At 58.4% G+C, this 26,071-nt stretch carries 29 protein-coding genes; 10 read left to right on the top strand and 19 right to left on the bottom strand.

What is annotated here, in order from left to right; translation table 11 throughout:
- Window positions 1–92: 92 nt before the first annotated feature.
- Window positions 93–182, top strand: coding sequence for a YnhF family membrane protein (locus tag S7A_RS21255; protein WP_009090484.1), 90 nt, complete (start codon window positions 93–95; stop codon window positions 180–182).
- Window positions 183–229: 47 nt separating this feature from the next.
- Here the strand turns inward: S7A_RS21255 and S7A_RS10680 are convergent, their stop codons facing one another.
- Entirely contained in the window at window positions 230–1,018 is a 789-nt protein-coding gene (locus S7A_RS10680) for a C40 family peptidase (RefSeq protein ID WP_009090483.1), read from the bottom strand.
- 365 nt (window positions 1,019–1,383) lie between these two features.
- On the opposite strand from S7A_RS10680, the gene S7A_RS10675 reads away from it, so the two are divergent.
- Window positions 1,384–1,719 carry a Grx4 family monothiol glutaredoxin gene (locus S7A_RS10675; RefSeq protein WP_179291196.1) on the top strand — a complete coding sequence of 112 codons (336 nt, stop codon included), beginning with the start codon at window positions 1,384–1,386 and terminating at the stop codon, window positions 1,717–1,719.
- A 43-nt stretch (window positions 1,720–1,762) separates the two neighbouring features.
- On the opposite strand, the gene rnt is transcribed toward S7A_RS10675, so the two are convergent.
- The 4 genes from rnt to S7A_RS10655 form a co-directional block, all read right to left on the bottom strand.
- Window positions 1,763–2,431, bottom strand: a complete 669-nt coding sequence (gene rnt, locus S7A_RS10670; protein WP_009090480.1) for a ribonuclease T — start codon at window positions 2,429–2,431, stop codon at window positions 1,763–1,765.
- Between the two features lie 119 nt (window positions 2,432–2,550).
- The gene (gloA, locus tag S7A_RS10665; protein WP_009090478.1) at window positions 2,551–2,958 is read right to left on the bottom strand and encodes a lactoylglutathione lyase; all 408 of its coding nucleotides are present in this window, start codon (window positions 2,956–2,958) and stop codon (window positions 2,551–2,553) included.
- A gap of 116 nt (window positions 2,959–3,074) precedes the next feature.
- On the bottom strand, window positions 3,075–4,172 hold the full coding sequence (locus S7A_RS10660; RefSeq protein WP_009090476.1) for an alkene reductase: 1,098 nt from the start codon (window positions 4,170–4,172) through the stop codon (window positions 3,075–3,077).
- Window positions 4,173–4,222: 50 nt separating this feature from the next.
- Complete coding sequence (locus tag S7A_RS10655) at window positions 4,223–4,819, bottom strand: TetR/AcrR family transcriptional regulator (RefSeq protein ID WP_033736271.1); 597 nt, start codon at window positions 4,817–4,819, stop codon at window positions 4,223–4,225.
- A 174-nt stretch (window positions 4,820–4,993) separates the two neighbouring features.
- Between S7A_RS10655 and S7A_RS10650 the strand changes: the two genes are divergently transcribed.
- The 4 genes from S7A_RS10650 (at window position 4,994) to S7A_RS10635 (ending at window position 7,398) form a co-directional block, all read left to right on the top strand.
- Window positions 4,994–5,233, top strand: a complete 240-nt coding sequence (locus S7A_RS10650; protein WP_009090473.1) for a DUF1289 domain-containing protein — start codon at window positions 4,994–4,996, stop codon at window positions 5,231–5,233.
- A gap of 68 nt (window positions 5,234–5,301) precedes the next feature.
- On the top strand, window positions 5,302–6,198 hold the full coding sequence (locus S7A_RS10645; RefSeq protein WP_009090471.1) for an aldo/keto reductase family oxidoreductase: 897 nt from the start codon (window positions 5,302–5,304) through the stop codon (window positions 6,196–6,198).
- Window positions 6,199–6,281: 83 nt separating this feature from the next.
- Window positions 6,282–6,800 carry a superoxide dismutase family protein gene (gene sodC, locus S7A_RS10640; RefSeq protein WP_009090469.1) on the top strand — a complete coding sequence of 173 codons (519 nt, stop codon included), beginning with the start codon at window positions 6,282–6,284 and terminating at the stop codon, window positions 6,798–6,800.
- A gap of 130 nt (window positions 6,801–6,930) precedes the next feature.
- The gene (locus S7A_RS10635; RefSeq protein ID WP_009090461.1) at window positions 6,931–7,398 is read left to right on the top strand and encodes a hypothetical protein; all 468 of its coding nucleotides are present in this window, start codon (window positions 6,931–6,933) and stop codon (window positions 7,396–7,398) included.
- On the opposite strand, the gene S7A_RS10630 is transcribed toward S7A_RS10635, so the two are convergent.
- The 3 genes from S7A_RS10630 to S7A_RS10620 are packed head-to-tail and all read right to left on the bottom strand — an operon-like array spanning window position 7,399 to window position 10,495.
- The gene (locus tag S7A_RS10630; RefSeq protein WP_033736269.1) at window positions 7,399–9,399 is read right to left on the bottom strand and encodes an FUSC family protein; all 2,001 of its coding nucleotides are present in this window, start codon (window positions 9,397–9,399) and stop codon (window positions 7,399–7,401) included.
- Window positions 9,396–10,253 (bottom strand): HlyD family secretion protein, encoded by an 858-nt coding sequence (locus S7A_RS10625; RefSeq protein ID WP_009090458.1) that lies wholly within the window; start codon window positions 10,251–10,253, stop codon window positions 9,396–9,398. The genes S7A_RS10630 and S7A_RS10625 overlap by 4 nt, the downstream gene beginning before the upstream one ends.
- A 5-nt stretch (window positions 10,254–10,258) precedes the next feature.
- Window positions 10,259–10,495 (bottom strand): DUF1656 domain-containing protein, encoded by a 237-nt coding sequence (locus S7A_RS10620; RefSeq protein WP_009090455.1) that lies wholly within the window; start codon window positions 10,493–10,495, stop codon window positions 10,259–10,261.
- A 150-nt stretch (window positions 10,496–10,645) separates the two neighbouring features.
- Between S7A_RS10620 and slyA the strand changes: the two genes are divergently transcribed.
- Complete coding sequence (gene slyA, locus S7A_RS10615; RefSeq protein WP_009090453.1) at window positions 10,646–11,083, top strand: transcriptional regulator SlyA; 438 nt, start codon at window positions 10,646–10,648, stop codon at window positions 11,081–11,083.
- Between the two features lie 37 nt (window positions 11,084–11,120).
- On the opposite strand, the gene slyB is transcribed toward slyA, so the two are convergent.
- Entirely contained in the window at window positions 11,121–11,588 is a 468-nt protein-coding gene (gene slyB / locus S7A_RS10610) for an outer membrane lipoprotein SlyB (RefSeq protein ID WP_009090452.1), read from the bottom strand.
- A gap of 282 nt (window positions 11,589–11,870) precedes the next feature.
- Between slyB and anmK the strand changes: the two genes are divergently transcribed.
- Complete coding sequence (gene anmK, locus S7A_RS10605; RefSeq protein WP_009090451.1) at window positions 11,871–12,992, top strand: anhydro-N-acetylmuramic acid kinase; 1,122 nt, start codon at window positions 11,871–11,873, stop codon at window positions 12,990–12,992.
- Window positions 12,993–13,038: 46 nt separating this feature from the next.
- Here the strand turns inward: anmK and S7A_RS10600 are convergent, their stop codons facing one another.
- The 3 genes from S7A_RS10600 to S7A_RS10590 form a co-directional block, all read right to left on the bottom strand.
- Window positions 13,039–13,272: a DUF4060 family protein gene (locus S7A_RS10600; protein WP_009090450.1), complete on the bottom strand. Its 234-nt coding sequence runs from the start codon at window positions 13,270–13,272 to the stop codon at window positions 13,039–13,041.
- Window positions 13,273–13,499: 227 nt separating this feature from the next.
- A complete protein-coding gene (locus S7A_RS10595) occupies window positions 13,500–14,711 on the bottom strand; it encodes a diguanylate phosphodiesterase (RefSeq protein ID WP_009090445.1) in 1,212 nt (403 codons plus the stop codon).
- Window positions 14,712–14,810: 99 nt separating this feature from the next.
- Window positions 14,811–15,332: a GNAT family N-acetyltransferase gene (locus S7A_RS10590; RefSeq protein ID WP_009090443.1), complete on the bottom strand. Its 522-nt coding sequence runs from the start codon at window positions 15,330–15,332 to the stop codon at window positions 14,811–14,813.
- Window positions 15,333–15,628: 296 nt separating this feature from the next.
- On the opposite strand from S7A_RS10590, the gene S7A_RS10585 reads away from it, so the two are divergent.
- The gene (locus S7A_RS10585) at window positions 15,629–15,865 is read left to right on the top strand and encodes a hypothetical protein (protein ID WP_009090441.1); all 237 of its coding nucleotides are present in this window, start codon (window positions 15,629–15,631) and stop codon (window positions 15,863–15,865) included.
- 96 nt (window positions 15,866–15,961) lie between these two features.
- Here the strand turns inward: S7A_RS10585 and S7A_RS10580 are convergent, their stop codons facing one another.
- From S7A_RS10580 to S7A_RS21410, 3 genes are read right to left on the bottom strand one after another with little or no spacing between them, the layout of a single operon-like run.
- The gene (locus S7A_RS10580) at window positions 15,962–17,122 is read right to left on the bottom strand and encodes an MFS transporter (protein ID WP_009090439.1); all 1,161 of its coding nucleotides are present in this window, start codon (window positions 17,120–17,122) and stop codon (window positions 15,962–15,964) included.
- Window positions 17,122–17,661 (bottom strand): TetR/AcrR family transcriptional regulator, encoded by a 540-nt coding sequence (locus S7A_RS10575; RefSeq protein WP_009090438.1) that lies wholly within the window; start codon window positions 17,659–17,661, stop codon window positions 17,122–17,124. Before S7A_RS10575 ends, S7A_RS10580 begins: the two co-directional genes overlap by 1 nt.
- Window positions 17,662–17,664: 3 nt before the next feature.
- On the bottom strand, window positions 17,665–17,823 hold the full coding sequence (locus S7A_RS21410; RefSeq protein WP_158000251.1) for a hypothetical protein: 159 nt from the start codon (window positions 17,821–17,823) through the stop codon (window positions 17,665–17,667).
- A 381-nt stretch (window positions 17,824–18,204) separates the two neighbouring features.
- On the opposite strand from S7A_RS21410, the gene S7A_RS10570 reads away from it, so the two are divergent.
- Entirely contained in the window at window positions 18,205–18,477 is a 273-nt protein-coding gene (locus S7A_RS10570; protein WP_009090436.1) for a hypothetical protein, read from the top strand.
- 98 nt (window positions 18,478–18,575) lie between these two features.
- Here S7A_RS10570 and S7A_RS10565 read toward each other — a convergent pair whose 3' ends face one another.
- The 4 genes from S7A_RS10565 to treZ form a co-directional block, all read right to left on the bottom strand.
- On the bottom strand, window positions 18,576–19,340 hold the full coding sequence (locus S7A_RS10565; protein ID WP_009090434.1) for an SDR family NAD(P)-dependent oxidoreductase: 765 nt from the start codon (window positions 19,338–19,340) through the stop codon (window positions 18,576–18,578).
- 120 nt (window positions 19,341–19,460) lie between these two features.
- A complete protein-coding gene (gene glgX / locus S7A_RS10560) occupies window positions 19,461–21,536 on the bottom strand; it encodes a glycogen debranching protein GlgX (RefSeq protein ID WP_009090432.1) in 2,076 nt (691 codons plus the stop codon).
- A 50-nt stretch (window positions 21,537–21,586) separates the two neighbouring features.
- Entirely contained in the window at window positions 21,587–24,115 is a 2,529-nt protein-coding gene (gene treY / locus S7A_RS10555; RefSeq protein WP_009090430.1) for a malto-oligosyltrehalose synthase, read from the bottom strand.
- On the bottom strand, window positions 24,112–25,896 hold the full coding sequence (gene treZ, locus S7A_RS10550) for a malto-oligosyltrehalose trehalohydrolase (RefSeq protein ID WP_009090428.1): 1,785 nt from the start codon (window positions 25,894–25,896) through the stop codon (window positions 24,112–24,114). Before treZ ends, treY begins: the two co-directional genes overlap by 4 nt.
- Window positions 25,897–26,071 lie beyond the last annotated feature (175 nt).

Genomic DNA, 26,071 nt, shown 5'->3' with positions numbered 1-26,071 from the left:
TCTAACAAGGCTGAACGGATAAAACGAGATTTTTACCCACGGCTGTGGGAAAATAGAATAACCACAATGATTACGTGGTTAAGGAGCAACCCATGAGTACCGATCTTAAACTGGCGTTAATGACCACTGTCGGCTGCCTGCTGATGATTGTGGCCTTAAGTTTTACCGCTGTACTGCACTGATAAAAAAGCCGGGACTTCTCCCGGCTTTTTTCTGACGCTACATCAGCTCAGCGAATGGTTTTCGGCGTCATTACACGACGCGCACCTATGTAGTGACGCTGCCAGTAATCTTCCCCTAACGCACTGATCTGAATATCTTTGCCGGTACGCGGTGACTGAATAAACTTGCCGTCACCCAGGTAAACCCCGACGTGATCCGCGGTTCCGCGGCCATTAATGCGGAAGAAGACCAGATCGCCTTTTTCCAGTGACTCACGTTTGATAGGGGCAGCGTCACGCAGGTGATACATCTCGTTAGCGGTGCGCGGAATTTTAAACTTCACCAGATCTTTATAGGCGTACCAGACCAGTCCGCTGCAGTCGAAGCCGGTGTGGGGGGAGGTGCCGCCCCACTGATAAGGTTTGCCCAGCTGGCCCATGAGCTTGGTCATCGCTGTTTCACGCGCTTTCTGGTAGCGCTGACGGTGAGATTTGCTCATTTTAATGGTGCCGGTCTCGCTGGCATCCGCGTTTTTCAGCAGGCGCTGGTGGCCGTAGCGTTTTTTCTCTTTGGTGCTGAGTCGGGCGGTCTTAGGCGAGGTTTTTTTGGCAGGTGTCTGTTTAGCGGTCAGTTCAACTTTTTTCTGTTTTTTCGTTTTGAGCTTCTGAACCGGGCTGAGACGGGTTTTTTTTGTCGTGGTTTTCACCACGCGACGTTTGCGGCGCTCATCCTCGCGCGCACTCTTTTTCTCTGCTTTATGCGTACTGACGTTCACCGGAGCGTGCGGAGACGCGGCGGCGATGTTGAAGAACAGTTGCGCAAAGGCCAGCATAAAAAGCGTAATGATTAAACGCATAGTCCATTAAGTAGTTAAGTTGTCAGGGCCACTACGCACCGCGACAAAGTTGAGATTAATCTGATCCAGGATCAGCGCCGAAGCCATTCTAGTCCAGTTCTTTTAAAAACTGTAATGCCTTTTATTGTTAATCTTTGCAACCCACGCGATTGTGCTGAAAATGAACATTTTCAGCGTCTTATATCAACGAAATTATTACGAATTATTAATCTGTTACCGGCTGTTAATAATCAGGAATTCACGCTGTGCCTGTCATGACTTAACCAGGATGGCGATTTCAGCAGGCGGCGATCAAAATCTCGTTTTCAGTCACGCTGCGAAGTCGCTACAATAAACAAACACGAAGTGACGAATTAAGGAAGGCAATTATGAGTACTGTAGAAAAAATTCAGCGCCAGATCGCAGAAAACCCGATCCTGCTGTACATGAAAGGTTCTCCGAAGCTGCCAAGCTGCGGCTTCTCTGCACAGGCGGTGCAGGCACTGTCAGCCTGCGGTGAGCGTTTTGCTTACGTGGATATTCTGCAGAACCCGGACATTCGTGCAGAGCTGCCAAAGTACGCCAACTGGCCAACTTTCCCGCAGCTGTGGGTAGACGGTGAACTGGTCGGTGGATGCGACATCATCGTTGAGATGTTACAGCGTGGTGAACTGCAGTCGCTGATTAAAGAGACCGCAGAAAAATTTAAAGAAGCAGAATAAAAAAAGGCCGACGCAATGTCGGCCTTTTTCGTTGTGGCATTCCTCAGACGGAGGCGCTGGTGTCTGCATCGCCTTCGGCAAAGGGCAGGGGCCAGCCACCTAACCGCTTCCAGCGATTCACCAGCTCACAGAACAGCGTTGCGGTCTGCTGCGTATCATACAGCGCCGAGTGTGCCTGACTGCTGTCAAACTCCATTCCCGCAGCGATACACGCCTTCGCCAGCACGGTCTGACCCAGCACCAGCCCACTCAGGGCTGCCGTGTCAAAGGTCGCAAAGGGGTGGAACGGGTTGCGTTTCAGGCTGGCACGTTCAGCCGCCGCAGACATAAAGTTCAGGTCAAACGTGGCGTTGTGCGCCACCATGATGGCGCGATTGCAGCCGCTGTCCTTGATCCCCTTGCGCACCATTTTAAAAATGGCGTGCAGCGCTTCATATTCACTGACGGCACCGCGCAGCGGATTAGCGGGATCGATACCGGTAAAGGCCAGCGCTTCAGGGTGCAGCAGCGAGCCGACAAAAGGTTCGACGTTAAAATGCAGCGTCTGGTCTGTCTGAATCCATCCCTCTTCATCCATTTTCAGCGTGATAGCGGCAATTTCCAGTAACGCATCGGTTTGTGCGTTGAAACCGGCGGTTTCCACGTCGATGACCACCGGATAGAAGCCACGGAAACGTTGATTGAGTGCATTAGGGGAATTCGATTCAGACATCAGGATCTCGTTGCAGGAAAAGGGCAGCGCGCATTATGGCAAAAAACGGGGCCGGGTGCAGCAGATGAAGCGCAGAGAAGGGGATTCAGCCCGCCCGGGAGGGCAGGCTGGCGGCAGGATCAGTTGCCGAGGCCTTTACCGGCATCTTTGTTTTCGATCAGCTCGATTTTGTAGCCGTCCGGATCTTCAACAAAAGCGATAATGGTGGAGCCACCCTTCACCGGGCCCGCTTCACGCGTCACGTTACCGCCATTCTGACGGATACGTTCGCAGGCGGCAGCCGCGTCATCCACGCCCAGCGCGATATGACCATAGGCGTTGCCGAGATCATACTTGTCCACGCCCCAGTTATAGGTCAGTTCGATAACCGCCCCTTCGCTTTCGTCGGTGTAGCCCACAAAAGCCAGGGTATATTTATATTCGGTGTTTTCGCTCTGACGCAGCACGCGCATGCCCAGCACACGGGTGTAGAAATCAATTGAACGTTGCAGATCGCCAACGCGCAGCATGGTATGTAGTAAACGCATAACATCCTCTTTGAAGTAAAACGCCATCGCCGGATGACCCAGGCGCTAAGTATAGCGATGAAAATCGCCATTGAATAATGGCCGCCGTCATCGTCCCGGACGGCAGCCAGACAGGTTTACAGTGTCGGGTAGTCGATGTAGCCTTCCGCGCCGCCGCCATAGAAGCTTTCCGGACGCTGAGGATTCAGAGGGGCATCCTGCTGCAGACGCTCAACCAGATCCGGGTTCGCGATGTAGTCGCGACCAAACGCGACGGCATCGATCAGACCGCGACCAATCAAATCATCCGCTTTCTCGACCGTGTAGGCACCGGCACCGATAATGGCACCCGGGAACAGGTCACGTACTTTCTGACGGAAGGCATCCGTGTAAGGCTTGCCGCCGGCCCAGTCTGGTTCTGAAAGGTGCAGGTAGGCGATGTTGCGTTTCGCCAGCTCGCCGATGTACCACAGCGCCGCTTCTTCTTCATCCGGGCCGTTATCCAGATTCTGGAAGCTGCCGATCGGCGAAACGCGGATACCGATACGATCGGCTGACCAGTTTGCAATGACCGCATCCACCACTTCCAGCGCGAAACGACCGCGTTTTTCGATGCTGCCGCCATATTCGTCGGTACGCTGGTTGGAATCCGGGGCCAGGAACTGATGAATCAGGTAACCGTGTGCCGAGTGCAGCTCAAGCAGGTCAAAATCCGCTTCACGCGCATTCGCAGCCGCCTGACCGAAATCAGCTACGATCTGCTGGATCTCAGGAATCGTCAGTTCGCGTGGCTCTGAGGTCTCTTCGCGGTAGACGCTGCCATCTTCAGCACGCAGTGAGGTTCGGGTACCCGCCGCAATCGCCGACGGGGCGACCGGGGCTTTACCTTCCGGCTGAACGCTGTTGTGGGAAATACGACCGGTGTGCCACAGCTGCACGGCGGTGTGGCCGCCCGCCTGATGTACGCCTTCGTTAATGCGTTTCCACGCCGCAATCTGCGGCTGGGTATGTAAACCCGGCGCACCGGCATAGCCTTTGGCCTGGAAAGAGACCTGTGTGGCTTCGGTGATGATCAGACCGGCGCTGGCGCGCTGACGGTAATATTCCGCCATCATCGGCGTCGGGATATCGCCTGGCTCAATGCTGCGCAGACGGGTCAGCGGTGCCATAAAGACGCGGTTTGGGACGGTAATTGCGCCAACTTTCAGCGGACGAAACAGCTGGGTACTCGCCATAATAGCTCCTGATTAGTAGACCAGTCGTCTACAAACACGTTTTTTAAAAATCAGTGGCGTTCTAGCCACTGTTCGATGGTACTCAGTGCGAGGCGCAGGGGCTGCGCCTCGCGGGAAATTTTGCTCTGCAGGCTGGCACCCAGCCAGAGCAGCGACAGCAACTCCGCCATCTGTGCAGGCGGCTGCGGCAGGTTCAGCGACTCCTGCTGCACAGCTTCAGTCAGCGTCCGCGCATAGAGCGCGGTGATTTTCGCCGCACCCTGCTGCAGGGCATCGCGCATCGGCTCAGAGAGATCGCAGACTTCCGCAGAGACTTTCACGCCCAGGCAACCCACAATGTGGCCCTGCTGAACGAACAGATCGACCGCTAAACGGAAGTGGTTGAGCAGGCGTTCGCGCGGGGTGCCATCCGTCCGGCTGAGCTGTAATTCCACATCCTGCAGGAAGCGTGCAAAGTAGCGTTCCAGTAACGCCACGCCAAACGCCTCCTTGGAACGGAAGTAATAGTAGAAGGAGCCTTTCGGTACGGCCGCCTGTGACAGCAGTTCGCTTAAGCCCATTCCGGTGAACCCGCGTTGCAGACAGAGTTGCTCACCTGTCTGAAGCAGGTGCTCGCGGGTTTCGTTGCGTTGTGGCGTCTTATTCATGGCATTGAGAGTAGTAGACCAGTCGGTCGGTTGCAACGATCGGCCCACACGATGGCACAGAGTGTTCACCCGTACGCGCGACAGCGACATTATTGTGACCGGCTGAGGCTCATTTCCTGTGCAACCAGGCTACGCTGTTACTTTGACTGGTTATTCTGTGACTCCGGAGACGTAGTGGCCGAGCAGCTTGAGTTTTTCCCGGTTCCCAGCCCCTGTCGCGGCATCTGCGAGAGCGATGCGCGCGGCTACTGTCTGGGATGTTTACGCAGCCGTGATGAGCGGTTTAACTGGCTGCGCTTCAGTGATGCCCAGAAGCGCGAGGTGATTCGCCTGTGCCAGATGCGGCGTCAGCGTCTGCTGCGCCAGCAAAAGGGCGAAGAGCCACCCGCACCGCAGCAGCCGGAGTTATTCTGACGGCCTGGCGCTTTCCGTTATACTCTCTGACACGCTAATGTCAGCCAACGTGCAACAGGGAGATCGTCATGTCACAACCGCAAGCCATTGCTCTGCAGGGGCCCGATTTTTCACCGCTGGTTATGGGGTACTGGCGTCTGATGGAGTGGGGCATGTCGCCTCAGGAGCGGCTCGCATTTATTGAGCATCACCTCAGCCTCGGTATTACCACCGTTGATCACGCCGATATCTATGGTGACTATCAGTGTGAAGCGGCGTTTGGTGAGGCGCTGAAGCTGGCTCCTGGCCTGCGCGATCGGCTGCAGATTGTGACCAAATGCGGCATCGCTACCCGTGCCCGCCCGGAAAACCAGATTGGTCACTACATCACTGATAAACAGCATATCGTCCAGAGCGCAGAAAACTCGCTGCGTCACCTCCACACCGATCGTCTCGACCTGCTGCTGATCCATCGTCCCGATCCGCTGATGGACGCGGATCAGGTCGCCGATGCCTTTATGGCTCTGCACCAGAGCGGCAAGGTACTGCACTTTGGCGTCTCCAACTTTACCCCGGCCCAGTTCTCCCTGCTGCAGTCCCGCCTGCCGTTCTCGCTGGTCACTAACCAGCTGGAGATCTCCCCTGTGCAGCAGAGCGGACTGCTGGATGGATCGCTGGATCAGTGTCAGCAACTGCGTATCCGGCCGATGGCCTGGTCCTGTCTGGGGGGCGGTCGCCTGTTTAACGATCCCCATTTCCAGCCACTGCGCGATGAACTGGAGCGGGGGCGTCAGGAGACCGGGGCGAGCAGCCTGGATCAGGTGGTCTATGCCTGGATTCTGATGCTGCCGTCGCGTCCGCTGCCGATCATCGGGTCGGGCAAAACGGCGCGGGTCAGCGACGCGGTCGGTGCGCTGAGCGTGACGCTGTCACGTCAGCAGTGGTTCCGCATTCGTAAGGCCGCGCTGGGCTACGATGTGCCCTGAGCGTAAAAGTGCGTCAATTTTCAGCAGAATAGCGCAACAGCGACCAGACTTATTGCACACCCTGGTATGCAAACGGAGTCATCATGAAAATGAAAGCAGTCGCGCTATTCGCGCTGATCGCCTGTGGGTCAGCCCATGCCGCCAGTGAAGAGGTGACGGTTCATCAGGTCACCGCTGAGGGCATAGGGAAATCGCTGGGCACCGTAAAGATTGATGAGACAGAGTATGGTCTGCAGTTCACACCGGATCTGAAAGGGCTGACGCCGGGCATTCATGGATTCCATGTCCATGCCAAAGGCAGCTGTGAGCCGGGCGAGTCTGAGGGCAAAGTGGTGGCTGCCGGGGCGGCCGGTGGGCATCTCGATCCGGCTAACACCGGCAAACATCTGGGGCCTTATGCGGAAGGGCATCTGGGCGACCTGCCTGCGGTCTACGTTGATGACCAGGGTAACGCAACCTATCCGGTACTGGCACCACGACTGAAGTCGCTGAGTGAGATTAAAGGCAAAGCGCTGATGGTCCATGTCGGCGGTGACAACCATGCCGACCATCCCAAACCGCTGGGCGGTGGCGGGGCACGTTACGCCTGCGGCGTTATCTGAATTTCCGGGCGGCCCATGCCAGCCGCCCGCTTTTCTCCTGCGTGTTTATTAATTGTTGTACCATCCCCTGCATTTCCCCCCTATGATATTGATTCAGGTACGAAAGCGTGATGGGGAAAGGAGCAGGAACATGAAATTCAAGGGCGCATTACTGCTGAGTCTGCTACTGGTGGGATGCGATAAACCCAATGATACGCAACTGGTTACTGAAACCGGGCGGGAGCTTCAGCGCACCATCGATACCAGCCCAATGCGTGTCACCTGCGAAAAGATTGCCAAAGGTCGCGAATGGCTGAGCCGCAGCACGGTGCGCAGGCTGGAAGCGAAGGGGTGCGATCAGGTCTTCCGCAGCGCCACGGAAACCAATTTCACTGAAACCACGATTTATCGCCGCACCATGACCATGGTGTGCGGCGGCATTCACGGTCAGAGTTTCACCGGCAGCGAACTGACGCGCCGCTTTATCTTCTCACCGGATGAGAAAGCGCTGGTGATCGAACCGATGACCGAGATGGATAAGACCCGTTTTGAGGGGCACAAAACGCTGCAACAACTGCAGGACGATTTTAACCGCCAGCAGCAGCAGTATTGTCAGTAGTCAGGCCGGAACCGCCTGTTTCAGCTGTGCCAGCGAACAGCGCAGGCGCCAGATAATCCCCGCCAGTTCACTGGCCTCGTTGCTGCCCTGCGCCAGCAGCGAGGCGATCGTCTCCTCCAGTTCCAGCAGCATCCGATCAAGCGAGCTGTGCTGCACGCCACGGCTGCTGATAATCTGCTGTAAATTCTGCAGGCTCTCATCGCGAAACCGCAGCAGCGACGCCGGACCGGCATCCCAGTCACGCAGCTGCCAGACGATATGCGAGCAGTTGAGCAGCACCACCCCCCAGCGCAGCAGCCAGACCCGCGCCTGTTCATCCCGGCTGTGACTGAGCTGGCTGATGCGATGGTAGATCTGCGATTCAAAGCGACTTTCGCTGAGGCGGGGCTGTCGCCGCAGCTGATCGAGGAACGCCAGCCGCAGTGCCCGAATATGCCGTCGGCTGCGCCGGGCATCGGAGCTGGGGCGCAGGATCTGGAAAGCCAGCCAGGCAAGCAGTACCCCGCACACTTTGGCAATATTATCGTTGAAGAACGCCTGATAGTCCCAGACGGGCGGGTTAGTGACCGCGATAAACGAGCCCATAAAGACGATGAACTGTCCCCACATCCCGGCACGCTGTTTCTGCTGTAACTTAAAGAGTTGCAGCGTCACCAGCAGCGGAAACAGAACCAGTAAAAAGGGCCACAGCAGGCTGATCTGCACCATCAGGCCGAACTTCATCACAAAACTGAAGGCAAACAGCCAGAGCAGCGTTTTCAGCAGCAGCGTCACGCTGCCGCCGGGTGAGGGCGCAGAGGCGTAGAGCACACAGGCGAGCGCGGTCAGAGTCAGGGCGGAAGCGCCTGAAGACCACTGCGTGTTGATCCAGAAGGCGCAGCCCAGCACGATAACGCAGAAGGTGCGCAGGGCGCTCCAGCCCGCTTCGGCACTGTCACTGTCGCGCGCCAGCGCCGGAACCGGCGGAGGCTGAAAGCGGGTATCCGCATCGGCACGATCCAGCAGCCTGATCCAGCGCAGCACATTGAGGTACATCCAGCAGAAGTAGCGCAGCCGGTGAGAGAACGCGCGCTGGCGATAGTCGCCCGACGCCGCCGGTGTCACGCTGCGCAGGATCTGTGCCAGCCGGTATTTGTCGCAGTCCGGTTTCGCCAGCTCCGCCAGCAGCTGTTGCAGCGCCTCAAACAGCGCGGCAGGGGCGTCGGGCCAGTTCAGCAGCATGCGGCGCAGACTGGAGAGCACGCTGGTAAGACGCAGCTGCTGGTGCAGCACATAGTTCAGGACGTTGTTCTGGCGGCGAAAGCGATAGTGACTCCAGAACGCCTGAATGCGCAGCAGATTCATGGTCAGGATCTGGCTGATGACCGTCTCATGCGCGGTGCGGATCCCCTCGCTGGCGGAAGGCTGCAGCAGCAGGACCGCATGTTCCAGCAACCGGGCGTGCATCTGCTTCAGCGAGGTAATCAGCGTCTCACCATCGGAAGTGCTCGGCAGCACCATCATCATCAACCCGGCGCACAGGATGCCGGAGATCACTTCGCAGACGCGCGCCTGGGCGATGGTCCACAATGCGGTAATGTCCGTAATATTGACGCTGCTGAAGGCGATGATGGCGGCGGTATAACCGGCCAGGGAGAAGGCGTAGGCGACATTATTCTGATAGTGGCTGGCAATGCCGGTGCAGAGCGCCAGCCAGCCAGCGATGGCAAAGGTGAACAGCCACGGTTCATTCAGCGTGTGACCGGCAATCAGCAGGGCGGCGCTCGCCCCGACCAGGCTGCCGGCGATGCGACCGAGGCTTTTACTGATTGCCCCGCCGACCGTGGGAAAGCTGATGACGGCGGCAGAGGTCATCGCCCAGTAAGGTTCATCGAGATCCAGACCGTAGGCAATACTCAGCGCCAGACACATCGATATCGCGTTGCGCAACGCGTAGCGCCACTGTCCACCCGTCGCCTTAATCCAGGGCAGCTGATCCCAGGCCAGCCACTGCATATTCATGGCTGGATGGAGATGGTGCAGCTGGTACCGGCAATCAGCTCAGTGTGTGCCGGAAGCGGGTCGAGACGAATGCGCACCGGCACCCGCTGCGCCAGCCGTACCCAAGGCACATTGGGTTTGATATCGGGCACCAGACCGCTGTCCGTCTCAATGCTCTGGTCGTAAATGGCGCGACCTATGCTCTCCACCTGGCCCTGCAGCTGTGCGCCATTGCTGTAGAGCACCACCTGTGCTGCGGCGCCCGGATGAATATGGCGCAGCTTGGTCTCTTCAAAATAGCCCATCACGTAGTAAGAGTGACTGTCCACCAGCGCAAACAGGGGCGTTCCCGCCGCGGCATAGTTGCCCGGCCGCAGCGTCAGATTGGTGATCCAGCCATCTGTCGGGGCGGTCAGCGTCGTCTGCTGCAGGTTCCAGCGTGCCCGCTCCCATTCCGCCTGCGCCGCTTTGGCACTGGCAGCCGCGGCCCCGGCGCTGAGGCGCGCCGCATCGAGATCTTCTGCAGAGATAATGTTACGCGGCAGATGAGCGCGCCGGTTAAATTCATGCTGCGCTTTCGCCAGATCTGCCTGCGCTTTGCTCAGCTGGGCGGCGGCGTTGTCGAGCGCAATCTGCCACGGCACCGGGTCGAGCGTCAGCAGCTGCTGGCCCTGATGGACAAACTGATTATCGGTGACGCTGAGCTGAGCAATCCGGCCCGACACCTGAGGCGTAATATCCACCAGCTCTGCCCGCACCTTACCGTCGCGGGTCCACGGGGACTGCATGTAGTAGTTCCAGAGCCAGCCCCCCGCCAGCAGCGCCAGGGCGAAGACGATGAGGGTGGAAAAATATTTTACCGCGTTAAATTTCATATCGATTATCCGTGACCGATGAGCCAGAGTGCGGCGGTAACGCACAGCACAAACAGGGAGAGATCAAACAGGGTGGGATGCCAGACGTCGCCGGAGTAGATCCAGCCGCGCACCAGGGGGTGGATCAGCAGCCAGAAAAAGAAGCCAAGGAGCACCGCCTTGAATATCGGCGGAAAAAACAGTGAGGCGCCCACGACCAGATCGGTCAGCGGTTTCGCGCCTGAAAAAGCGGAGGTGAGCACGTGATAACATCCCTCGTTAACCCAAACGGCAGGGGGAGAGCGCTGCCGCGATTTCCTGGCCTGGCCCGGGATTTGTAATTTGTCCTGTAAACTCGCAGAATAGTGTAGAATCTGGCTTGATAGCTAGCAAGCTAATTATAAGGAGATGAAATGGATACGCCCCTCGGAACGGATTTATCTCGCCTGGTGCGCATCTGGCGCGCGTTGATTGATCAGCGGCTGAAGCCGCTTGAGCTGACTCAGACTCACTGGGTGACGCTGCACAATATTCATCAACTGCCGCCCGAACAGTCGCAGATCCAGTTAGCCAAGGCGATTGGCATTGAACAGCCCTCCCTGGTCCGCACGCTGGATCAGCTGGAAGAAAAAGGGTTAATTACCCGCTCGACCTGTGCCAGCGATCGTCGCGCCAAGCGCATCAAACTCACGCAGCAGGCGGAGCCCATCATTGAGCAGGTGGAGAGCGTGATTGATGAGACGCGGGACGACATTTTGTCCGGCATCAGTCGGGAAGAGATCAGCCAGATGGTGACGCTTATCGCCCGGCTTGAGAAAAACATTCTCGAACTGCAGAACAAAGAGAAATAAAAAACCGACGCCCAGGCGTCGGTTTTTTTTTGCTATCTCAGCGAGGTGAAACGGTGACCTGGCTGCCGTTAGAGGCCATCACGACACGCTGGCCAACGGAGTAGCGTGAGGCGGCCTGTTTCTGAACCACCATGATGGTGTTGCCGTCATCCTTGCGGATTTCCAGCTCAACGCCATCGGTTTTATTGATTGCGCCCTGAACGCCCTGGCCCGCAACGCCGCCCAGCACCGCACCACCGGCTGTCGCCAGGCTACGACCTGCGCCGCCGCCAATCGTATTACCCAGGAAGCCACCCAGCACGGCACCGCCGATAGCACCGATAACGTTACTCTCATCGCCACCCTGGATTTTCACCGGGCGAACGGAAACTAACGTACCGTAAGAGACGCTCTGCACCTGCTTGGCTTCACTGGCACTGTAGGTATCACCCGACAGCGTACTGGTATTGCTACAACCTGCCAGCATGACACCGGTCAGAGCGACCACAATTACACGCTTAATCATCTGAAACTCCTTTAGTCGAGAAGGCGCCACGTTTACCGCTGTATCCTGCTCACAGTATAAGACACAAACCTGGCAAATTAATCCCTGTCCGAATAAAACACGGTTGAACGAAGCATAGACTATGTAAGATCAACAATAATTCAATCGTGGATCAAAAATAGTCCCGCGGCGTTACCGGTCAGCACATTTGGATAAAAACAAATTAATCATAGAATTAGCGGGTGTAATTTGTCAGGCTAGCCGCAGATAAATTGCACCTCCCGCCGGATGTAAGGAATGGCTATGAAATCAGGACGCTATATCGGAGTAATGTCAGGCACCAGCCTGGATGGAGTGGATGTGGTGCTGGCGGCCATTGACGAAAATATGGTGGCTCAGCAGGCGAGCTATTCGCATCCTATCCCCGCCGGGCTTCGCCAGGCGATCCTCGCGATTTGTCAGGGACAATCCCTGACGCTGTCGCAGCTGGGGCAGCTGGACACCCGTCTCGGCCAGCTGTTTGCCGAGGCGGTCGTCACGCTGATGAAGCGCGAATCCCTTGAGGCCAGCGATATCACGGCGATTGGCTGTCACGGTCAGACTGTCTGGCATGAGCCGCAGAGCGACGCGCCCAACACCCTGCAGATTGGCGACAACAACCAGATTGTGGCGGCGACCGGCGTCACGGTGGTGGGCGACTTCCGTCGCCGTGACATGGCGCTGGGCGGGCAGGGCGCGCCGCTGGTGCCGGCTTTTCATCAGGCCCTGCTGATGGATGCCGCGGAACGCCGCATGGTGCTGAATATTGGCGGCATCGCCAACCTTTCGCTGCTGATACCGGGGCAGCCGGTGCGGGGTTTCGATACCGGTCCCGGTAATATGCTGCTGGATGCCTGGATCTGGCGGAATCAGGGTCTGCCGTATGACAAAGATGCGCAGTGGGCACGAAGCGGTTCGCGGGTTCCGGCGCTGCTGGAGGCGCTCTTAAGGGAGCCCTGGTTTGCGCTGCCGCCACCCAAAAGCACCGGGCGCGAGCACTTTAATCTGGGCTGGCTGGAGCAGCATCTGCGCTATTTCCCGGGGCTGGCTCCGCAGGATGTGCAGGCGACGCTGGTGGAGCTGACCGCCATAACCATCACCCAGCAGATATTGCTCAACGATGGCTGTGACCGTCTGCTGGTATGCGGCGGCGGCGGCCGCAATCCGCTGCTGATGGCGCGCCTGGCTGCTCATCTTCCCGGCACCGAAGTGACTACCACCGATGCGGCGGGTATCAGCGGGGACGATATGGAGGCACTGGCGTTTGCCTGGCTGGCGTTTCGCACGCTCTCCGGGCTGCCGGGCAATCTGCCGGCGGTAACGGGCGCGCGGGAGAAGAGCGTAATTGGCGCCATCTATCCGGCCAATGCGCTCTACCGGCGTTAACCTGCGAACCGGGGGCGGTCAGCCCCCGCTGGGTAAGGGGTGACCGTCAGGCGGCACCGGGGAGATGAGTGAGGTTACGGACGCCGGTAATCACGGTTGCCACCATGGTTTCGCGTCGGGTAATGACTTCGACCTGATAAAAACGGCTGCGGTAGGCGATGGAGTAGATGATGGGATGGTACTTATTGCCTTCTCCGTAGCGGGCGTAGTGCGCTTCGAGCGCACGGGTTGCTGCCAGGATATGGGAGGGTTCTTTATCACCGCGGATGATTTGCTTCATTCAGTTCCTCAAATGCTGTCCCTGGAGTCACGTCGCACGCATGGCGCGTTGCGCTGGCCTAAACACTGAACATCTGACTGCTAAATCGGTAATCACAGACTGGGCAATAACTGACTCTGCCGGGCGAAGATGACAGAAAAATGATCGCCCGGCGCTGTTTATTATTTAGCAGTCGCCAGGGGATCCGGCAAGGCAGGAAAGCGCAAAATCATCCAAATCGCAGGGGGTTAAAGCAGTTCTGGCCAGGCGACGGCCGCAATGCGGTTCAGCTCAGGTTTTGAGAAGAGGAAGCCCTGAAACTGGGTCACGCCTGCCGCTTCGAGCCACATCCACTCTTCGGGCTGTTCGATGCCCTCCGCGATCACGCCGATTTCCAGTGACGAGCAGCATTTCAGAATGGCATGAATGATCGCCTGCTTCGGTCCGCTTTTATGCACGCCTGAGATAATCGCCCGGTCAATCTTGATCTTGTCGGGCTGAATGCGGGTCAGCAGCGACAGCCCGGCGAAGCCGGCGCCAAAATCGTCCAGCGCGAGGCTGATGCCCGCCGCCTTCAGCTGGCGAAGGGCCGCTTCAAAGGCATCCGGCTGCGAGATAATTTCATTCTCGGTGAACTCCACCATGATCTGCTCCGGCACCAGCCCCTGGGCCGCAATCGCCTCCAGCAAAAACGGAACCGCATCGGGCACTTCCACCAGCGTCATCGGCAGCAGGTTGATCGACAGGGTCATCCCCTCAATCCCCAGCTGTTTTGCCTGAGCAAACGCGATTTTTTTCGACTGCAGATCGGTCTGATAGAGCTGTTCACGTGACAGTCCGGCAAAATAATCCAGTGGCGGTTCACCCTGCGGGCCGCGCAGCAGTGCCTCCAGTGAAACGATTTCACAGGCAAAAGGATCGACGATCGGCTGAAACGCGAAGCTGACCTCATCCGTCGCCATCAGTGCGGCATCGCCTTCACGCTGCTCTGACTCGTCGCGGATAAAGGTCCAGCCGCTGGCGGAAGGGATCTCAAAATAGTTCTCTTTTTCCCGCGCTTCGACAAAGGTACGCAGGAACTGCAGGGCGCGGTCGGAATAGGTCATCTGGTAGCGGGTGGTGCATTTCTCCAGCACCGCTTCCAGTACCGTCTCTTTATCGTGCAGACGGAGATCGAACAGTTCCATACCGACGTGACCAAACCGTCGCGCCGGCGCGTAGTCGCGCAACAGTTCAACCAGATTATGATGGCGCGGATCCTGGCAAATCCGGTTATAGACCGCTTTTACGGCCGCTTCCGGACCTTCCAGCAGCTGAAAAAAGTGTGTTCCATTGAACAACAGAATCCCGGTGACGCTGGATGATTTGTTGATTTTGTTCGCTTTTAATGCCAAATCATGCAGAAGCCCCAGTGACACATTTTCAGTGATGTGGCTTCTGTAGATGATTGTCGACAACATAAAGATTTCCGGGATTTTTTATTTTTGTTAACACACCTTACCAGAAGGTTCTCCTGGGGAGAACGAGGGGGAGTGCGCCTTTCTTACTCTGGAACTATTTTAGTCGACAGGAAGCGCTGAATCACCTTTTCCCAGCGCACGCTGCATAAAAACCGTATCCAGCCAGCGGCCCTGTTTGAACCCGACCGAACGCAGGATGCCGGTCATCTCAAAGCCCGCTGCGCGATGCAGCGCAATGGAGCCCTGGTTCCCGCTGTCGCCTACATTAGCGATCAGCTGACGAAACCCCGCCTGCTCTGCCCAGGCAATCGCATGATGTAACAGGCGTGACCCGACGCCACGCTGCTGAAATCCCGGATCGATATAGATCGAATCTTCCAGCGTGTGCCGGTACGCATGACGCGGACGATAGGGGGCCAGATAGCAGAAACCGCGCACTTCACCGTCGCTGACGGCGATAAACCACGGCAGGCCCGCCTGCTGAATCTTATGCATCCGCCCGGCGATTTCGGCGACATCAGGCGGAACCGTCTCAAAGGAGCCGGTGCCATTAAGGACATGCCAGGCGTAAATCTGCTGAATCGCCGGGATATGAACATCCTCTGCTGCAAAAATTTCCATTGTCACGCTCCGGTATTATTTTTAACGGCTGTACCCGGTGAAAAAACAACGGTATAGCGGGTCGTCAGGGGACGCAATGAAAATCTTGCGGGTGCGCATTCTCTCCTGTCGGCTCGCTTACCAGGATTAATCCTGGCAAATCGGGGGGCAGAATGCCAGGCAGCATGAAAGAGGCGATATCCGGGGGTATTAAGCCTTTTCTGAAAACCGCGCCAGCCGGATGATTCATTCCAGGGTTAGGGCTATTATCTCTGCGGTTTCGGTTGAGCTGATTTAATATCCGGGGGTGCGGCGTGATGCGATTTGTTGATTTTCTGAAAAGTAAGCAGGGGCTGCGCGCCGCGAGAAATCACTGCTTTGAATTAAATGGTGTGGTGCTCGGTCATTTCACTGCGCTATTTCTGCACGATAACCAGATTATTTTTACCAAAGATGGCAGGCATTGCGTCGTGCCTTATTATCTTGGTGCCGATGACGATTTAACTGAGCAGACGATTAATCCGCGCATTAATAATATCCGGGCGCTGAACTGATTAATTCCGCTATCGCCCGCCACGCTTAATAACCTCCGCGTGCGGAGGTCATATTAATTCGCCAGAAAATGTGCGTTATCCCTCTTTTCGCTCTGTTCACGGCTGCCGCCGATCGCGCTGTGGCGCTTTCACACGGCGCGGGGCAACAAACAGCAGCAGCAGGGCACTGGCAGCAAACAGCGTCAAAGCCGTAATGGCGCCCAGCGCGGCATAGAGCTGGCCAAACAGCAGCGATCCCACCACCTGACCTGCCGCCAGCATAAAGAACAGCATCCCGACACCGGTTGCCGGATCGTCAGCGGTGGCCTGTGCGCCCCAGACCAGTAACACCCCTGACAGCGTGACATAGCCCGCGCCACAACAGGCCACCGCCACCATTAAGCCCGCAGAGTCGCCCCGGCTCAGGGCCAGCACCAGCAGCGGCACTGCCATTCCGCACAGCGCGAGCCGGTAGACCCCATTCAGTCCGATACGGGCAGCCAGCGGGCCGGTAAGCACACCGGCAATGCCCGCTCCTCCGGCAATCAGCCAGAGCAAACGGGCGCTCTCCGCATCCACGCCGACGTGCTGACGCAGCAGCACCGATCCAAAACTCCACCAGGCCGCACTGATCAGACCTGAAACAAGCGCAATGCCCATCAGCCGCCGCAGCGCGCGGCAGTACAGGCGCGGCTGCCCGTGACGCCTCTGCGGCCTGTGAGCAGCGGTGTGAGAGGATATGTGACGCATCACCGGCAGCGTACAGGCCAGAGCGAGCAGGGCGAAGAGTCCGCAGGCGGCGCGCCAGCCACCCGGCAGCGTGCCGAGAATGATAACGGAGAGGATAATCCCCGCGCTGGTACCGGCATTGATCAGGGTGTTGATGCGCGGCTGGCGCGCCGCGGGCACACAGGCACTGACTGCCGCCGCCAGGGCGGGAGACGCCAGGCCGGAACTGAATCCGGCGATAAAGAGCCCGGCCGCCAGCAGCAGCGGCGAGGTGGCGAGGGCAAGCAGCAGCAGACCTGCCGTCGCACAGAGTGAGGCGAGTAGCGCCGTCAGCCGCGCACCGTAGCGCCGGGCCAGCGCCGCGGCGCTGAGAATGGTCAGACAGTAAGAGACAAAGCTGCAGGCGGAGAGCAGCCCCGTCTGCTGCGGGCTTAACGGGATCGCTGCCGATATGGCGGGCAGCATCAGCCCCCATGAGAAGCGGGCCATGCCATAGGTTACCGCGATCAGGCTGAAGCCGGTCAGAGCCAGCGCAGCAGGCGACCTCATCAGGAAGCCCCTTTCTGAAGCAGCAGCTGGCTGGCGATCTGCGCCGCATGCTGCGCGGCGGCGGGGCCGGTAATCAGCGCGGTGGTAATCGCCCCTTCAAAGAGCATCCAGATGGCATCGCTCAATGATCGATCTTCGGCACCGTGCAGGCAGGTTACACAGTCGGTGATGTAGCGGCGCATGGTGGCGCGGAATGCCAGCGCCTGCTCTGCCAGCGCCTGATCCCGTCCGGCATATTCTCCCCAGGCTTTAAGGAAGAAGCAGCCGTGCGCACCGTTTGCCTCTGTCCAGCTGGCCAGCACGCTAAACAGCTGCGCGATCGCCTCCGGCTGGTGGGCCGGCAGCAGCTCAGCCATAAATCGCTGCTCACGCGCCGCCATCACCGCAGCGGTCATCGCCTCGCGTGAGGGAAAGTGATGATAGAAGGTTCGGGTGGAGACGCCCGCTTCCCGACAGAGCTGGTCGGTACTGGTGGCGTGAAACCCGTGAGTGTAAAACAGCCGCTCGGCAGCCTGAATGATGTCATCGCGTTTTTTCATCCTTTAAAAGTAAACCGTTCGTTTTACTTTTGCAAACCGGGCACGGCTGGATGCGTCCACCGGTATTGATAAATCCGCGAAGCCGGGGGATTTAGCGTTCCGCTTAAAGGCGCGCCCTCTGTCGCTTTCACACTTTTTCAGCTTCAGTTCATTAATACTCATAATTACCCCTGCGGGGGTAAGTGATATCAGCGCTGCGTCTGATATGACCCGGACGGCAGAAGCGGTTTTTCCTGAAGGATTTCATTTTAAGAGATTGTTTTATATGTATAATTTAGATTATATGCTGTTCTGGCATGCATTAGCACGGTAAATGCTTATGACGCGCTGAAGCGGCAGGCGGGGAGCGGCGGCGATAAATAGCTGAAGCGAGTGAAGCGGGTAAAAAGGGCATATTCTCAAAGTCAGTCCGCCCTCTGTAATAAAGTGGTTTTAGGGATAATTCTCAGTTAGTTTAATAAAGCTTCAGATTACAAATAAAATCTCTTACGAATTTTGGTTCGTTTTTTTAAGACACATACAGCAACTATCAGGATGACTACCATGCTCAAAGCCAGCTATTATTATCTGTGCCCGCGTCCCATGGGTGGATGGATTTTACACAAAGAAGGTTGCGTTAATCTGTCAAAGAACGATAAGCGCGTGTTTATTGGTTCGCTTTATACCCGTCAGCAGGCGCTGGCCGTGGCGAAAATACATCATGCCAATGCCATTCTCTGTAATGCCTGCCTGAGTACTTTTATTTGTCCGGGCAGCAGTACGGTAATTAAACCGGCACGCGCTGCCACGCCAACCCGTCATACGCCAAAACATTAAGCGCCGGGCTCTTTTTCCGGGAAAGCAGATAAGGGCGGGAATAAAAGCGGGGGTAGTCTGAATTAAAAAAGGGCAGCGTTAAGATGCTGCCCTGAGGATTATGCCTGTTTAGGCTGTCCGTTTGATGCGGTCAGCCCGCCATCGACCGGCAGATTGACGCCGGTAATATAGCTCGCCTCATCGCTGGCAATAAAGACAATAGCCCTGGCGATATCATCCGCCTCACCCGCGCGACGCAGTGGAATACGATCGTAAAAGCGCTCAAGCAGCGCCGGATCCTGTTTTGTATCTTCCGTCAGATCGGTAAAGGTAAAGCCCGGACAGATCGCATTGATGCGGACGCCGTCCGCGCCGTAGTCCATCGCCAGAGCGCGCGTAAAGTTGGTGATCGCCCCTTTGGCGGCATTGTAGATGCTCATGCCCCAGTCACCGCCTAAGCCGGAGACCGAGGAGATGTTAACCACGTTACCTTTGCTCTTCAGCAGGGCAGGCATGAAGTAGTGAACGCCGTGGAAAACCCCGTCCAGGTCGGTTTTCATCAGCGTTTTCCAGTCCTCAAGATCCACTTCATGGATGCGGCCCTGGACAATCACGCCAGCATTATTCACCAGCACGTCAACCCGGCCATATTTGTTCAGCACGGTTTCTGACAGTTGTTTAACCTGGGCAGCGTCTGAGACGTCGCAGGCCGCTACCAGGTGGTCACCCGGCGTCAGTCCGGCCAGCGTCTCTTCGAGTTTCTGCGCGGTGCGTCCCACCAGCACCACTGACGCGCCTTCTTCTGCAAAGCGTTTTGCGCTCGCCTCACCAATGCCGGACCCGGCACCTGTCACAACCACAACTTTCTGCGTAAATCTGGACATTATGCCTCCTTATCAGCATCAATTTTCACGTTTAACAACCGGTTAAGCCTGGCAGTGATTGCCAGAAATTCAAGCGCAGCGTCAGAGGCGCTGCGCCTGAAGCCTTACCGTCATCCCTAATCAGGGACGTTTGAACAGTGCGAAGCTGCGTCCTTCCAGCTCAAAATCCTTCTCTTTGGTGATGACCAGACCGCGTTTCGCCACGTCGCTGGTGGTCAGCTCCAGCACCCAGCCCCCTTCACCAAACTGCGGGATGCGGAAGGGCACGTTGCCCTCAAACGGGTTAAGCAGCATCAGCACATCGTGCCAGATGCCCTCTTCGGTCTGCAGGTCGGGCCGCCCGATATAGACGCCCAGCGTGGAGCCTTCATCCCACTGCTCACTCTGCTGGAACCCGCCGCCTGCGTTGAACCATTTGATATCCATGCCGTCGCGCCAGTTCTCCCGACGCAGCAGAGGCTGCTGCGCACGCAGGCTCAGGATCTGGCGGGTGAACGCGCGCAGCGCTTCGGCGGATTCCGGCAGGTTATCCCAGTGAACCCAGGAGATTTCACTGTCCTGGCAGTAGCCGTTGTTGTTGCCCATCTGGCTGCGGCCAAACTCATCGCCTGCCAGCAGCATCGGCGTGCCGTGTGAGAAGATCAGGGTGGCGAGGAAGTTGCGCTTCTGGCGCTCGCGTACGGCGTTGATGCCTTCGTCGTCCGTCGGGCCTTCCGCGCCATAGTTGTACGAGCGGTTGTCATTGTGACCGTCGTTGTTATCTTCGCCATTCTCATCGTTGTGCTTGTCGTTGTAGGAGACCAGGTCGTTGAGCGTGAAGCCATCGTGCGCCGTCACGAAGTTGACGCTGGCCCACGGGCGACGGCCGTGCTGATCGTAAAGATCGCCGGATCCCAGCAGACGGGCGGCAAAGTCGGTCGAAACGTTGTTGCCCTTCCAGTAGTCGCGCACCGTGTCGCGATACTGGTCGTTCCACTCTGCCCAGCCTGGCGGGAAGCTGCCCACCTGATAGCCACCCGGTCCGATATCCCAAGGCTCTCCAATCAGCTTTTTCTGTGACAGGATCGGGTCCTGCATCACGGCATCGAAGAAGCCGCCGCGCGGGTCAAAGCCATCCGGTTCGCGTCCCAGAATGGTGCCGAGGTCAAAACGGAAACCGTCGATATGCATCGACTCAGACCAGTAGCGCAGCGAATCGAGCACCATCTGCAGCACGCGCGGATGCGAGGTATTGACGGTGTTGCCGGTTCCGGTGTCGTTGATGTAGTAGCGGTGCTGTTCCGGCAGGGTCCGGTAGTAGGAGAAGTTATCGATGCCTTTAAACGACAGCGTCGGCCCCAGCTCATTCCCCTCGGCGGTGTGGTTGTAAACCACGTCGAGGATCACCTCAATGCCGGCATCATGAAAGGCGCGAACCATGTCGCGGAAGCCCTGAATGCCGCGCGGGCCGAAGTAGCGGGTCGCGGGCGCAAAGAAGCCCAGCGTGTTGTAGCCCCAGAAGTTTTTCAGCCCTTTATCCAGCAGATGCTGATCGTCCGGGAACCAGTGCACCGGCAGCAGCTCGACCGAGGTAATGCCTAAGCTTTTGATGTAGTCGACGGTCGCTTTATGGCCCATGCCGTCAAAGGTGCCGCGCAGTTCGGGCGGCAGCGCCGTGTTGAGCTGGGTAAAGCCTTTGACGTGGGTTTCATAGATCACCGTTTTCGGCCATGGCACGTTCGGACGGTTCCTGTCCTGCCAGTCAAACTCGTTGGGATCGACCACCCGGCACTTCGGTGTAAACGGCGCGCTGTCGCGGCTGTCAAAAGTGAGATCTTTATCGTCGTGATAGAGATCGTAGGCGAAGTGCGCCTCGTTCCAGGCGATGTCGCCCGCCAGTTCGCGGGCGTAGGGATCGAGCAGCAGCTTGTTCGGATTAAAGCGATGACCATTCTCCGGGTCGTAGGGACCATAGACGCGATAGCCATACAGCGCACCTGGCTTCAGACCCGGCACATAGCCGTGCCAGATTTCATGGGTATATTCCGGCAGTTCCAGACGGGCGATTTCCGTTTTACCGCTGGGATCGTACAGACAGAGTTCCACCCGCTCGGCGTGGGCACTGAACAGGGCGAAGTTTACGCCCTGACCATCAAAGTTTGCCCCCAGCAAATGGCTGTAACCCGCCGTAATTTCAAAACGCTGACTGTTTGACATTGATGCCTCGTTATTCAGTGAACAGATTGACGCGTAACAGAAAAAAGGTTTCAGCGTGCCACCAGCACGGCGCACCACTGCGACGCCAGGTCGCCCAGCGCCAGCGCATCGCCTGCATCGAGCATGTTACCGCTCAGCACATCCTCATAATGGCGCTGACGCAGCCCGTCCGGCAGGGCGAGGCTGATCTCTGCCCAGCGCGCCGCAGGCGGCTGATCCAGGTTTTCCGGCAGGGCGTCAAAGACCCGGCGCGACACAATGACAATCACCGCCTGATCCCCATGGGCGCGGGCAAAGGCCAGCACCTTGTCCGGCTGCCCACCCCCGGCTTCCAGCGCCAGATAGTCGCCGTGGCGGAACAGGTCAGGTTGCTGCTGGCGCAGCGCCAGCAGCTTCACAATCGCCTGCTGATTAACCTGACCACGCCGCCAGTGGGCCTCACTGCCGTCGTGCTGCGGCGCACGGAGCATGGCGGCCAGCGCGTCAAAGTCGGGCTCGCGGCGGTTATCGGGGTCGACCAGGCTGAAGTCCAGCGCCTCGCTGCCCTGATAAATATCGGGCACGCCCGGCGCGGTGAGTTTCACCACGGTCTGGGTCAGACTGTTGACCAGGCCCGCGCGGATAAAGGGCTGCAGCGCCTCGCAGAAGTCATTAAGGAAGGCGTGACTGGCGGGCGAGAGCAGGTGACGGGCATAGCCCAGCACCGCCTCTTCATAGGCGTCATTGTTGTCGGTCCAGTCGGTGCGCAGCTTGGCTTCACGCAGCGCTTTTTCCACGTAAACCACAAAGCGGGCTTCCAGCGCTGCCAGACCTTCTGCGTCGTCCGGTTGCAGGGTGGTCGGCCAGACTCCGGCCAGCGCTTCATAGAGCATCCATTCGACCGCCGGCTCCGGTGCCGGGCCATCTTTCAGCCGGACGACCTGATCCTGATTGATCTCCCGCCAGCGGCTCACGCAATCCGCCCAGCGCTGCGGCGCTTCGGTCAGGGTATAGAGCCGCGCACGCGCATCTTCACCGCGTTTGGTGTCGTGCGTTGAGGTGCCCGACAGTGCATCGGGCTGATGTTCGCGCCGCGCCTGCATTTCGGCGTGGAACTGCGCCAGCGAGAAGTGATGCGCCAGCGGTTCAGCGCCGACCTCATTCAGCGCCAGCGCCATGTGCTGACGGAAGAACAGCGTATCTTCGACAGACTTCGCCATCAGCGGGCCGGTCAGCTGCTGGAAGCGGGTGCGGAACTGCGTGGCATCCTCGCGGGCCGCAGAGGCGACCTCAGCCCGCAGAATCCGGGTCAGAAAGTCGAGCGCCGCGCTGTCTGGTGCCGTGGCGCTGGCTTTCACCTGGCCGACCACCTCCTGCAGCAGCTGCTGGTCGGCAGGGGTCAGGCCCTCCGGGGTGCCGTAGGTGCGATAGACGGGGAACGCCACCAGCAGCTCGCGCAGCGCATTTTTCAGCTCCGGCTCCGGCTGTGGCGTGCCCTCTGCGTCGGCAATCGTCAGCGCCAGCCGGAGTAACCGGTTAAATTCTCCGGCAAAATTACGGTTCGCCATCAACAGCTTGGCGGCGCGCAGCTCCGCTTTCATGTCCACGGTTTTGCCAATCACCGCCTGATAGGCTTTGCGCAGGCCACTCAGGCGATCGCTGTCGACCAGCAGGTTGGCGAGCGCCGCCATAAACTCATAGCCGGTGGTGCCGGAAACCGGCCACTCATCCGGCAGCTGTTCATCCTCACCCAGGATCTTCTCCACGGTGAGGTAGCAGTCGGGACCCGCCGCCTGGCGCAGCTGCTCCAGATAGCCGCGCGGATCGGCCAGGCCATCGACGTGATCCACCCGCAAGCCCTGCACCGCACCGCTGTGAACCAGTTCAAGAATCAGCTGATGCGCTGCGTCAAAGACCGTTTTGTCCTCCACGCGCACGCCCACCAGACCGGTCACCTCAAAGAAACGCCGGTAGGAGAGGTCGCGCGGCGCATCGCGCCAGGACATCAGTCGCCACGGCTGCTGGTCATGCAGGGCCGCAATCTCTGCGGCATCGCGCAGGGCGAGCACCGCCTCTTCCCGATCCTGCCAGGTCCGTGGGTCCAGCGGGTAGAAATTGTCAAAGTAGGCCAGCGCCGGCTTGCCACTCTGCGGGTCGCGCTGCACGCTGATCTCGCCATTCGCCAGCACCGCCTCAAAGGTGTCACCGAGGAACGGCAGTGTCAGGCGACGTGACCAGTCGATATCAAAATAGGTGGCGTAGCGACTCTGTTCGCCATGTTCGATCACGTCGTGCCACCACGGGTTCTCCAGCGACGCGGCCATATGGTTCGGCACAATGTCGAGGATCAGGCCCAGTCCGGCGGCCTGCAGCGCGGCGACCATCCGATCAAATCCTTCGCGTCCGCCAATGGCGGGCTCGATCTCGTTGACGTCGGTGACGTCATAGCCGTGAGTGGACTCCGCGGTCGCGCTGAAGATCGGCGAGGCGTAGAGATGGCTGATCCCAAGCTGTTTCAGATAGGGCACCAGCGCCGCGGCGCGGTCAAAGGTCATGCCGTTGCGGAACTGGATGCGATAGGTTGCGGTTGGAATAGTCATGCGGTTTCTCCCTTAGCCAGACGCACCACGATAGAGTCAGGCGCGAGTTCAGTTGCGGCCTGCGGCCAGGCAAACAGGGTCTTACCCGGCAGATCGGGGATCGGTTGCGTGCGGTTGCTGACGTTCAGCGCAAGGGAGAGCGTGCCCGCCGGGAAGTCCCAGCGCACCGCGAGGAAGCCCTCTGACGTCGTGATCACCTGGCCGGCGTCCCCCCCGGCGCTCTGCAGCAGCGGCACAATATGCTGCTGACGCAGGCTGAGCAGCTGGCGCGTCAGTGCCAGCCACTGCTGGCCTTCCGGCGTCTCCCTCTTCTGCCAGTTAAGTTTCGACTGTTCAAAAGTGGTCACATCATTAGGGTCCGGCACGGTTTCACCGTGACCGGCATGGCCTTCAAATTCTCTGGCGCGGCCTTCGCGCACCGCTTTAGCCAGATCGCCGTGGAAATCGGTGAAGAACAGGAACGGCTGGGTTTCGCCATACTCTTCGCCCATGAACAGCAGCGGGATATGCGGCGAGACTAGCAGGGTGGCCAGCAGCACCTGAGTGCGCGCCGCGCCAGCCAGGCTGATGAGCCTTTCGCCCTGCGCCCGGTTGCCCGTCTGGTCGTGGTTCTGGATAAAGTCGACAAAGGCCACCGGCGGCTGGCTGCTGCTTTTCACCCCACGCGGTTCACCTGACTGCTTCGACACTTCGCCCTGATAGACAAAGCCTTCTGCCAGCGCCCGCGCCACCTGCTGCGCCGGATGATCGGCAAAGTCCTGGTAGTAGGCGTGATCTTCCCCGGTCGCCAGCACATGCACGGCGTTGTGGAAGTCATCGTTCCACTCCCCCGTGAACAGCGGAGCGTCGCCTTTTTCATCACGCGGATGAAGGAAGGTGACATTGCGGCAGTCTTCGGTGGTGAGATGGATAGGGCGATCGGTAATCGTCGAGCGGATACGCTCGGCAATCTCAATCAGCACATGCTTTTCGCTGGGATCGTCAATCTGATCGATGGCGTCAAAACGCAGGCCGTCGAGATTAAACTCCTGCAGCCAGTAGAGCGGCGCCTCCACAATGTAGCGACGAACCGCATCAACGTCATAGGCGATGCCTGCCCCCCACGGCGTCTTGCGCTCCTGATGGAAGAAGTCAGGCGAGAGCAGGGGCAGATAGTTGCCCTCCGGGCCGAAGTGGTTCAGCACGATATCGAGCACCACCGACAGACCGTGGCCGTGCGCTGCGTCGATAAAGGCTTTGAAATCATCGGGTGTGCCGTAGGCGGCGTGCGGTGCGTAGAGCAGCACGCCGTCGTAGCCCCAGCCGCGGTTGCCGCCAAACTGCGACACCGGGAGCACCTCGATCATGGTAATGCCGGTTTCCGCCAGCACCGGAAGCTTTTCAATCGCGGCCCGGAAAGTGCCTTCGGGGGTAAAGGTGCCGATGTGCAGTTCATACACCACCGACTCCGGCCACGGACGGCCGCGCCATGCCGTGTTCTGCCACTGATAAGCATCAGGATCGATCACCAGAGAGGGGCCGTTGACCTCCGCTTTCTGGGCGCGGGCGGCGGGATCGGGCACGGCTGTGCCATCGGCCAGCACAAAGTCATACTCCGCGCCGGCGGCCACACCGGCAACCTGCGTCTCAAACCAGCCGTCAGCCTGCGGGGTCATCTCTATGTCTTTACCGGAGAGGCGCAGCGTCACACGTTGCTGGCCGGTTGCCCAGAGGCGAAAACGCACCTCATCACGGGCAACCCGTTCAGCGCCCCAGCTTTTGGAAAAAGATTTGGATTCCATTCAGTTGCCTCATTTAGCCTGGAAATGCGCAATGGCGTCCATTGCGCGAAAAGGATGTTGATCATGCAAATGTCAAAAATCATAAACCTGCCAGCGAGACCAGGATGCCGGGTGGGCCGGCGCGTCTCTTCAGCCAGGAAGCTGGACTGGTATTCAGTGTGATGCGGTGGAAAAG

Origin of the sequence: Pantoea sp. Sc1 (assembly GCF_000255315.1) — a bacterium.
Classification (GTDB): Bacteria; Pseudomonadota; Gammaproteobacteria; order Enterobacterales; family Enterobacteriaceae; genus Pantoea; species Pantoea anthophila.
This window is presented reverse-complemented; position numbering and strand designations above follow the sequence as displayed.

Excerpts from the sequence above, each read along its gene's own strand:
- S7A_RS10655 (WP_033736271.1), bottom strand. The coding sequence starts at position 4,819 with ATGAATAAGACGCCACAACGCAACGAAACCCGCGAGCACCTGCTTCAG.
- S7A_RS10590 (WP_009090443.1), bottom strand. The coding sequence starts at position 15,332 with ATGGAAATTTTTGCAGCAGAGGATGTTCATATCCCGGCGATTCAGCAG.
- S7A_RS10680 (WP_009090483.1), bottom strand. The coding sequence starts at position 1,018 with ATGCGTTTAATCATTACGCTTTTTATGCTGGCCTTTGCGCAACTGTTC.
- anmK (WP_009090451.1), top strand. The coding sequence starts at position 11,871 with ATGAAATCAGGACGCTATATCGGAGTAATGTCAGGCACCAGCCTGGAT.
- gloA (WP_009090478.1), bottom strand. The coding sequence starts at position 2,958 with ATGCGTTTACTACATACCATGCTGCGCGTTGGCGATCTGCAACGTTCA.
- S7A_RS10660 (WP_009090476.1), bottom strand. The coding sequence starts at position 4,172 with ATGGCGAGTACCCAGCTGTTTCGTCCGCTGAAAGTTGGCGCAATTACC.
- S7A_RS10575 (WP_009090438.1), bottom strand. The coding sequence starts at position 17,661 with ATGAAAAAACGCGATGACATCATTCAGGCTGCCGAGCGGCTGTTTTAC.
- S7A_RS10635 (WP_009090461.1), top strand. The coding sequence starts at position 6,931 with ATGAAATTCAAGGGCGCATTACTGCTGAGTCTGCTACTGGTGGGATGC.
- S7A_RS10630 (WP_033736269.1), bottom strand. The coding sequence starts at position 9,399 with ATGAATATGCAGTGGCTGGCCTGGGATCAGCTGCCCTGGATTAAGGCG.
- S7A_RS10570 (WP_009090436.1), top strand. The coding sequence starts at position 18,205 with ATGCTCAAAGCCAGCTATTATTATCTGTGCCCGCGTCCCATGGGTGGA.
- S7A_RS10595 (WP_009090445.1), bottom strand. The coding sequence starts at position 14,711 with ATGTTGTCGACAATCATCTACAGAAGCCACATCACTGAAAATGTGTCA.
- S7A_RS10625 (WP_009090458.1), bottom strand. The coding sequence starts at position 10,253 with ATGAAATTTAACGCGGTAAAATATTTTTCCACCCTCATCGTCTTCGCC.
- slyA (WP_009090453.1), top strand. The coding sequence starts at position 10,646 with ATGGATACGCCCCTCGGAACGGATTTATCTCGCCTGGTGCGCATCTGG.
- glgX (WP_009090432.1), bottom strand. The coding sequence starts at position 21,536 with ATGTCAAACAGTCAGCGTTTTGAAATTACGGCGGGTTACAGCCATTTG.
- treZ (WP_009090428.1), bottom strand. The coding sequence starts at position 25,896 with ATGGAATCCAAATCTTTTTCCAAAAGCTGGGGCGCTGAACGGGTTGCC.
- S7A_RS10585 (WP_009090441.1), top strand. The coding sequence starts at position 15,629 with ATGCGATTTGTTGATTTTCTGAAAAGTAAGCAGGGGCTGCGCGCCGCG.
- rnt (WP_009090480.1), bottom strand. The coding sequence starts at position 2,431 with ATGTCTGAATCGAATTCCCCTAATGCACTCAATCAACGTTTCCGTGGC.
- S7A_RS21410 (WP_158000251.1), bottom strand. The coding sequence starts at position 17,823 with ATGAGTATTAATGAACTGAAGCTGAAAAAGTGTGAAAGCGACAGAGGG.
- S7A_RS10580 (WP_009090439.1), bottom strand. The coding sequence starts at position 17,122 with ATGAGGTCGCCTGCTGCGCTGGCTCTGACCGGCTTCAGCCTGATCGCG.
- S7A_RS21255 (WP_009090484.1), top strand. The coding sequence starts at position 93 with ATGAGTACCGATCTTAAACTGGCGTTAATGACCACTGTCGGCTGCCTG.
- slyB (WP_009090452.1), bottom strand. The coding sequence starts at position 11,588 with ATGATTAAGCGTGTAATTGTGGTCGCTCTGACCGGTGTCATGCTGGCA.
- S7A_RS10600 (WP_009090450.1), bottom strand. The coding sequence starts at position 13,272 with ATGAAGCAAATCATCCGCGGTGATAAAGAACCCTCCCATATCCTGGCA.
- sodC (WP_009090469.1), top strand. The coding sequence starts at position 6,282 with ATGAAAATGAAAGCAGTCGCGCTATTCGCGCTGATCGCCTGTGGGTCA.
- treY (WP_009090430.1), bottom strand. The coding sequence starts at position 24,115 with ATGACTATTCCAACCGCAACCTATCGCATCCAGTTCCGCAACGGCATG.
- S7A_RS10565 (WP_009090434.1), bottom strand. The coding sequence starts at position 19,340 with ATGTCCAGATTTACGCAGAAAGTTGTGGTTGTGACAGGTGCCGGGTCC.
- S7A_RS10645 (WP_009090471.1), top strand. The coding sequence starts at position 5,302 with ATGTCACAACCGCAAGCCATTGCTCTGCAGGGGCCCGATTTTTCACCG.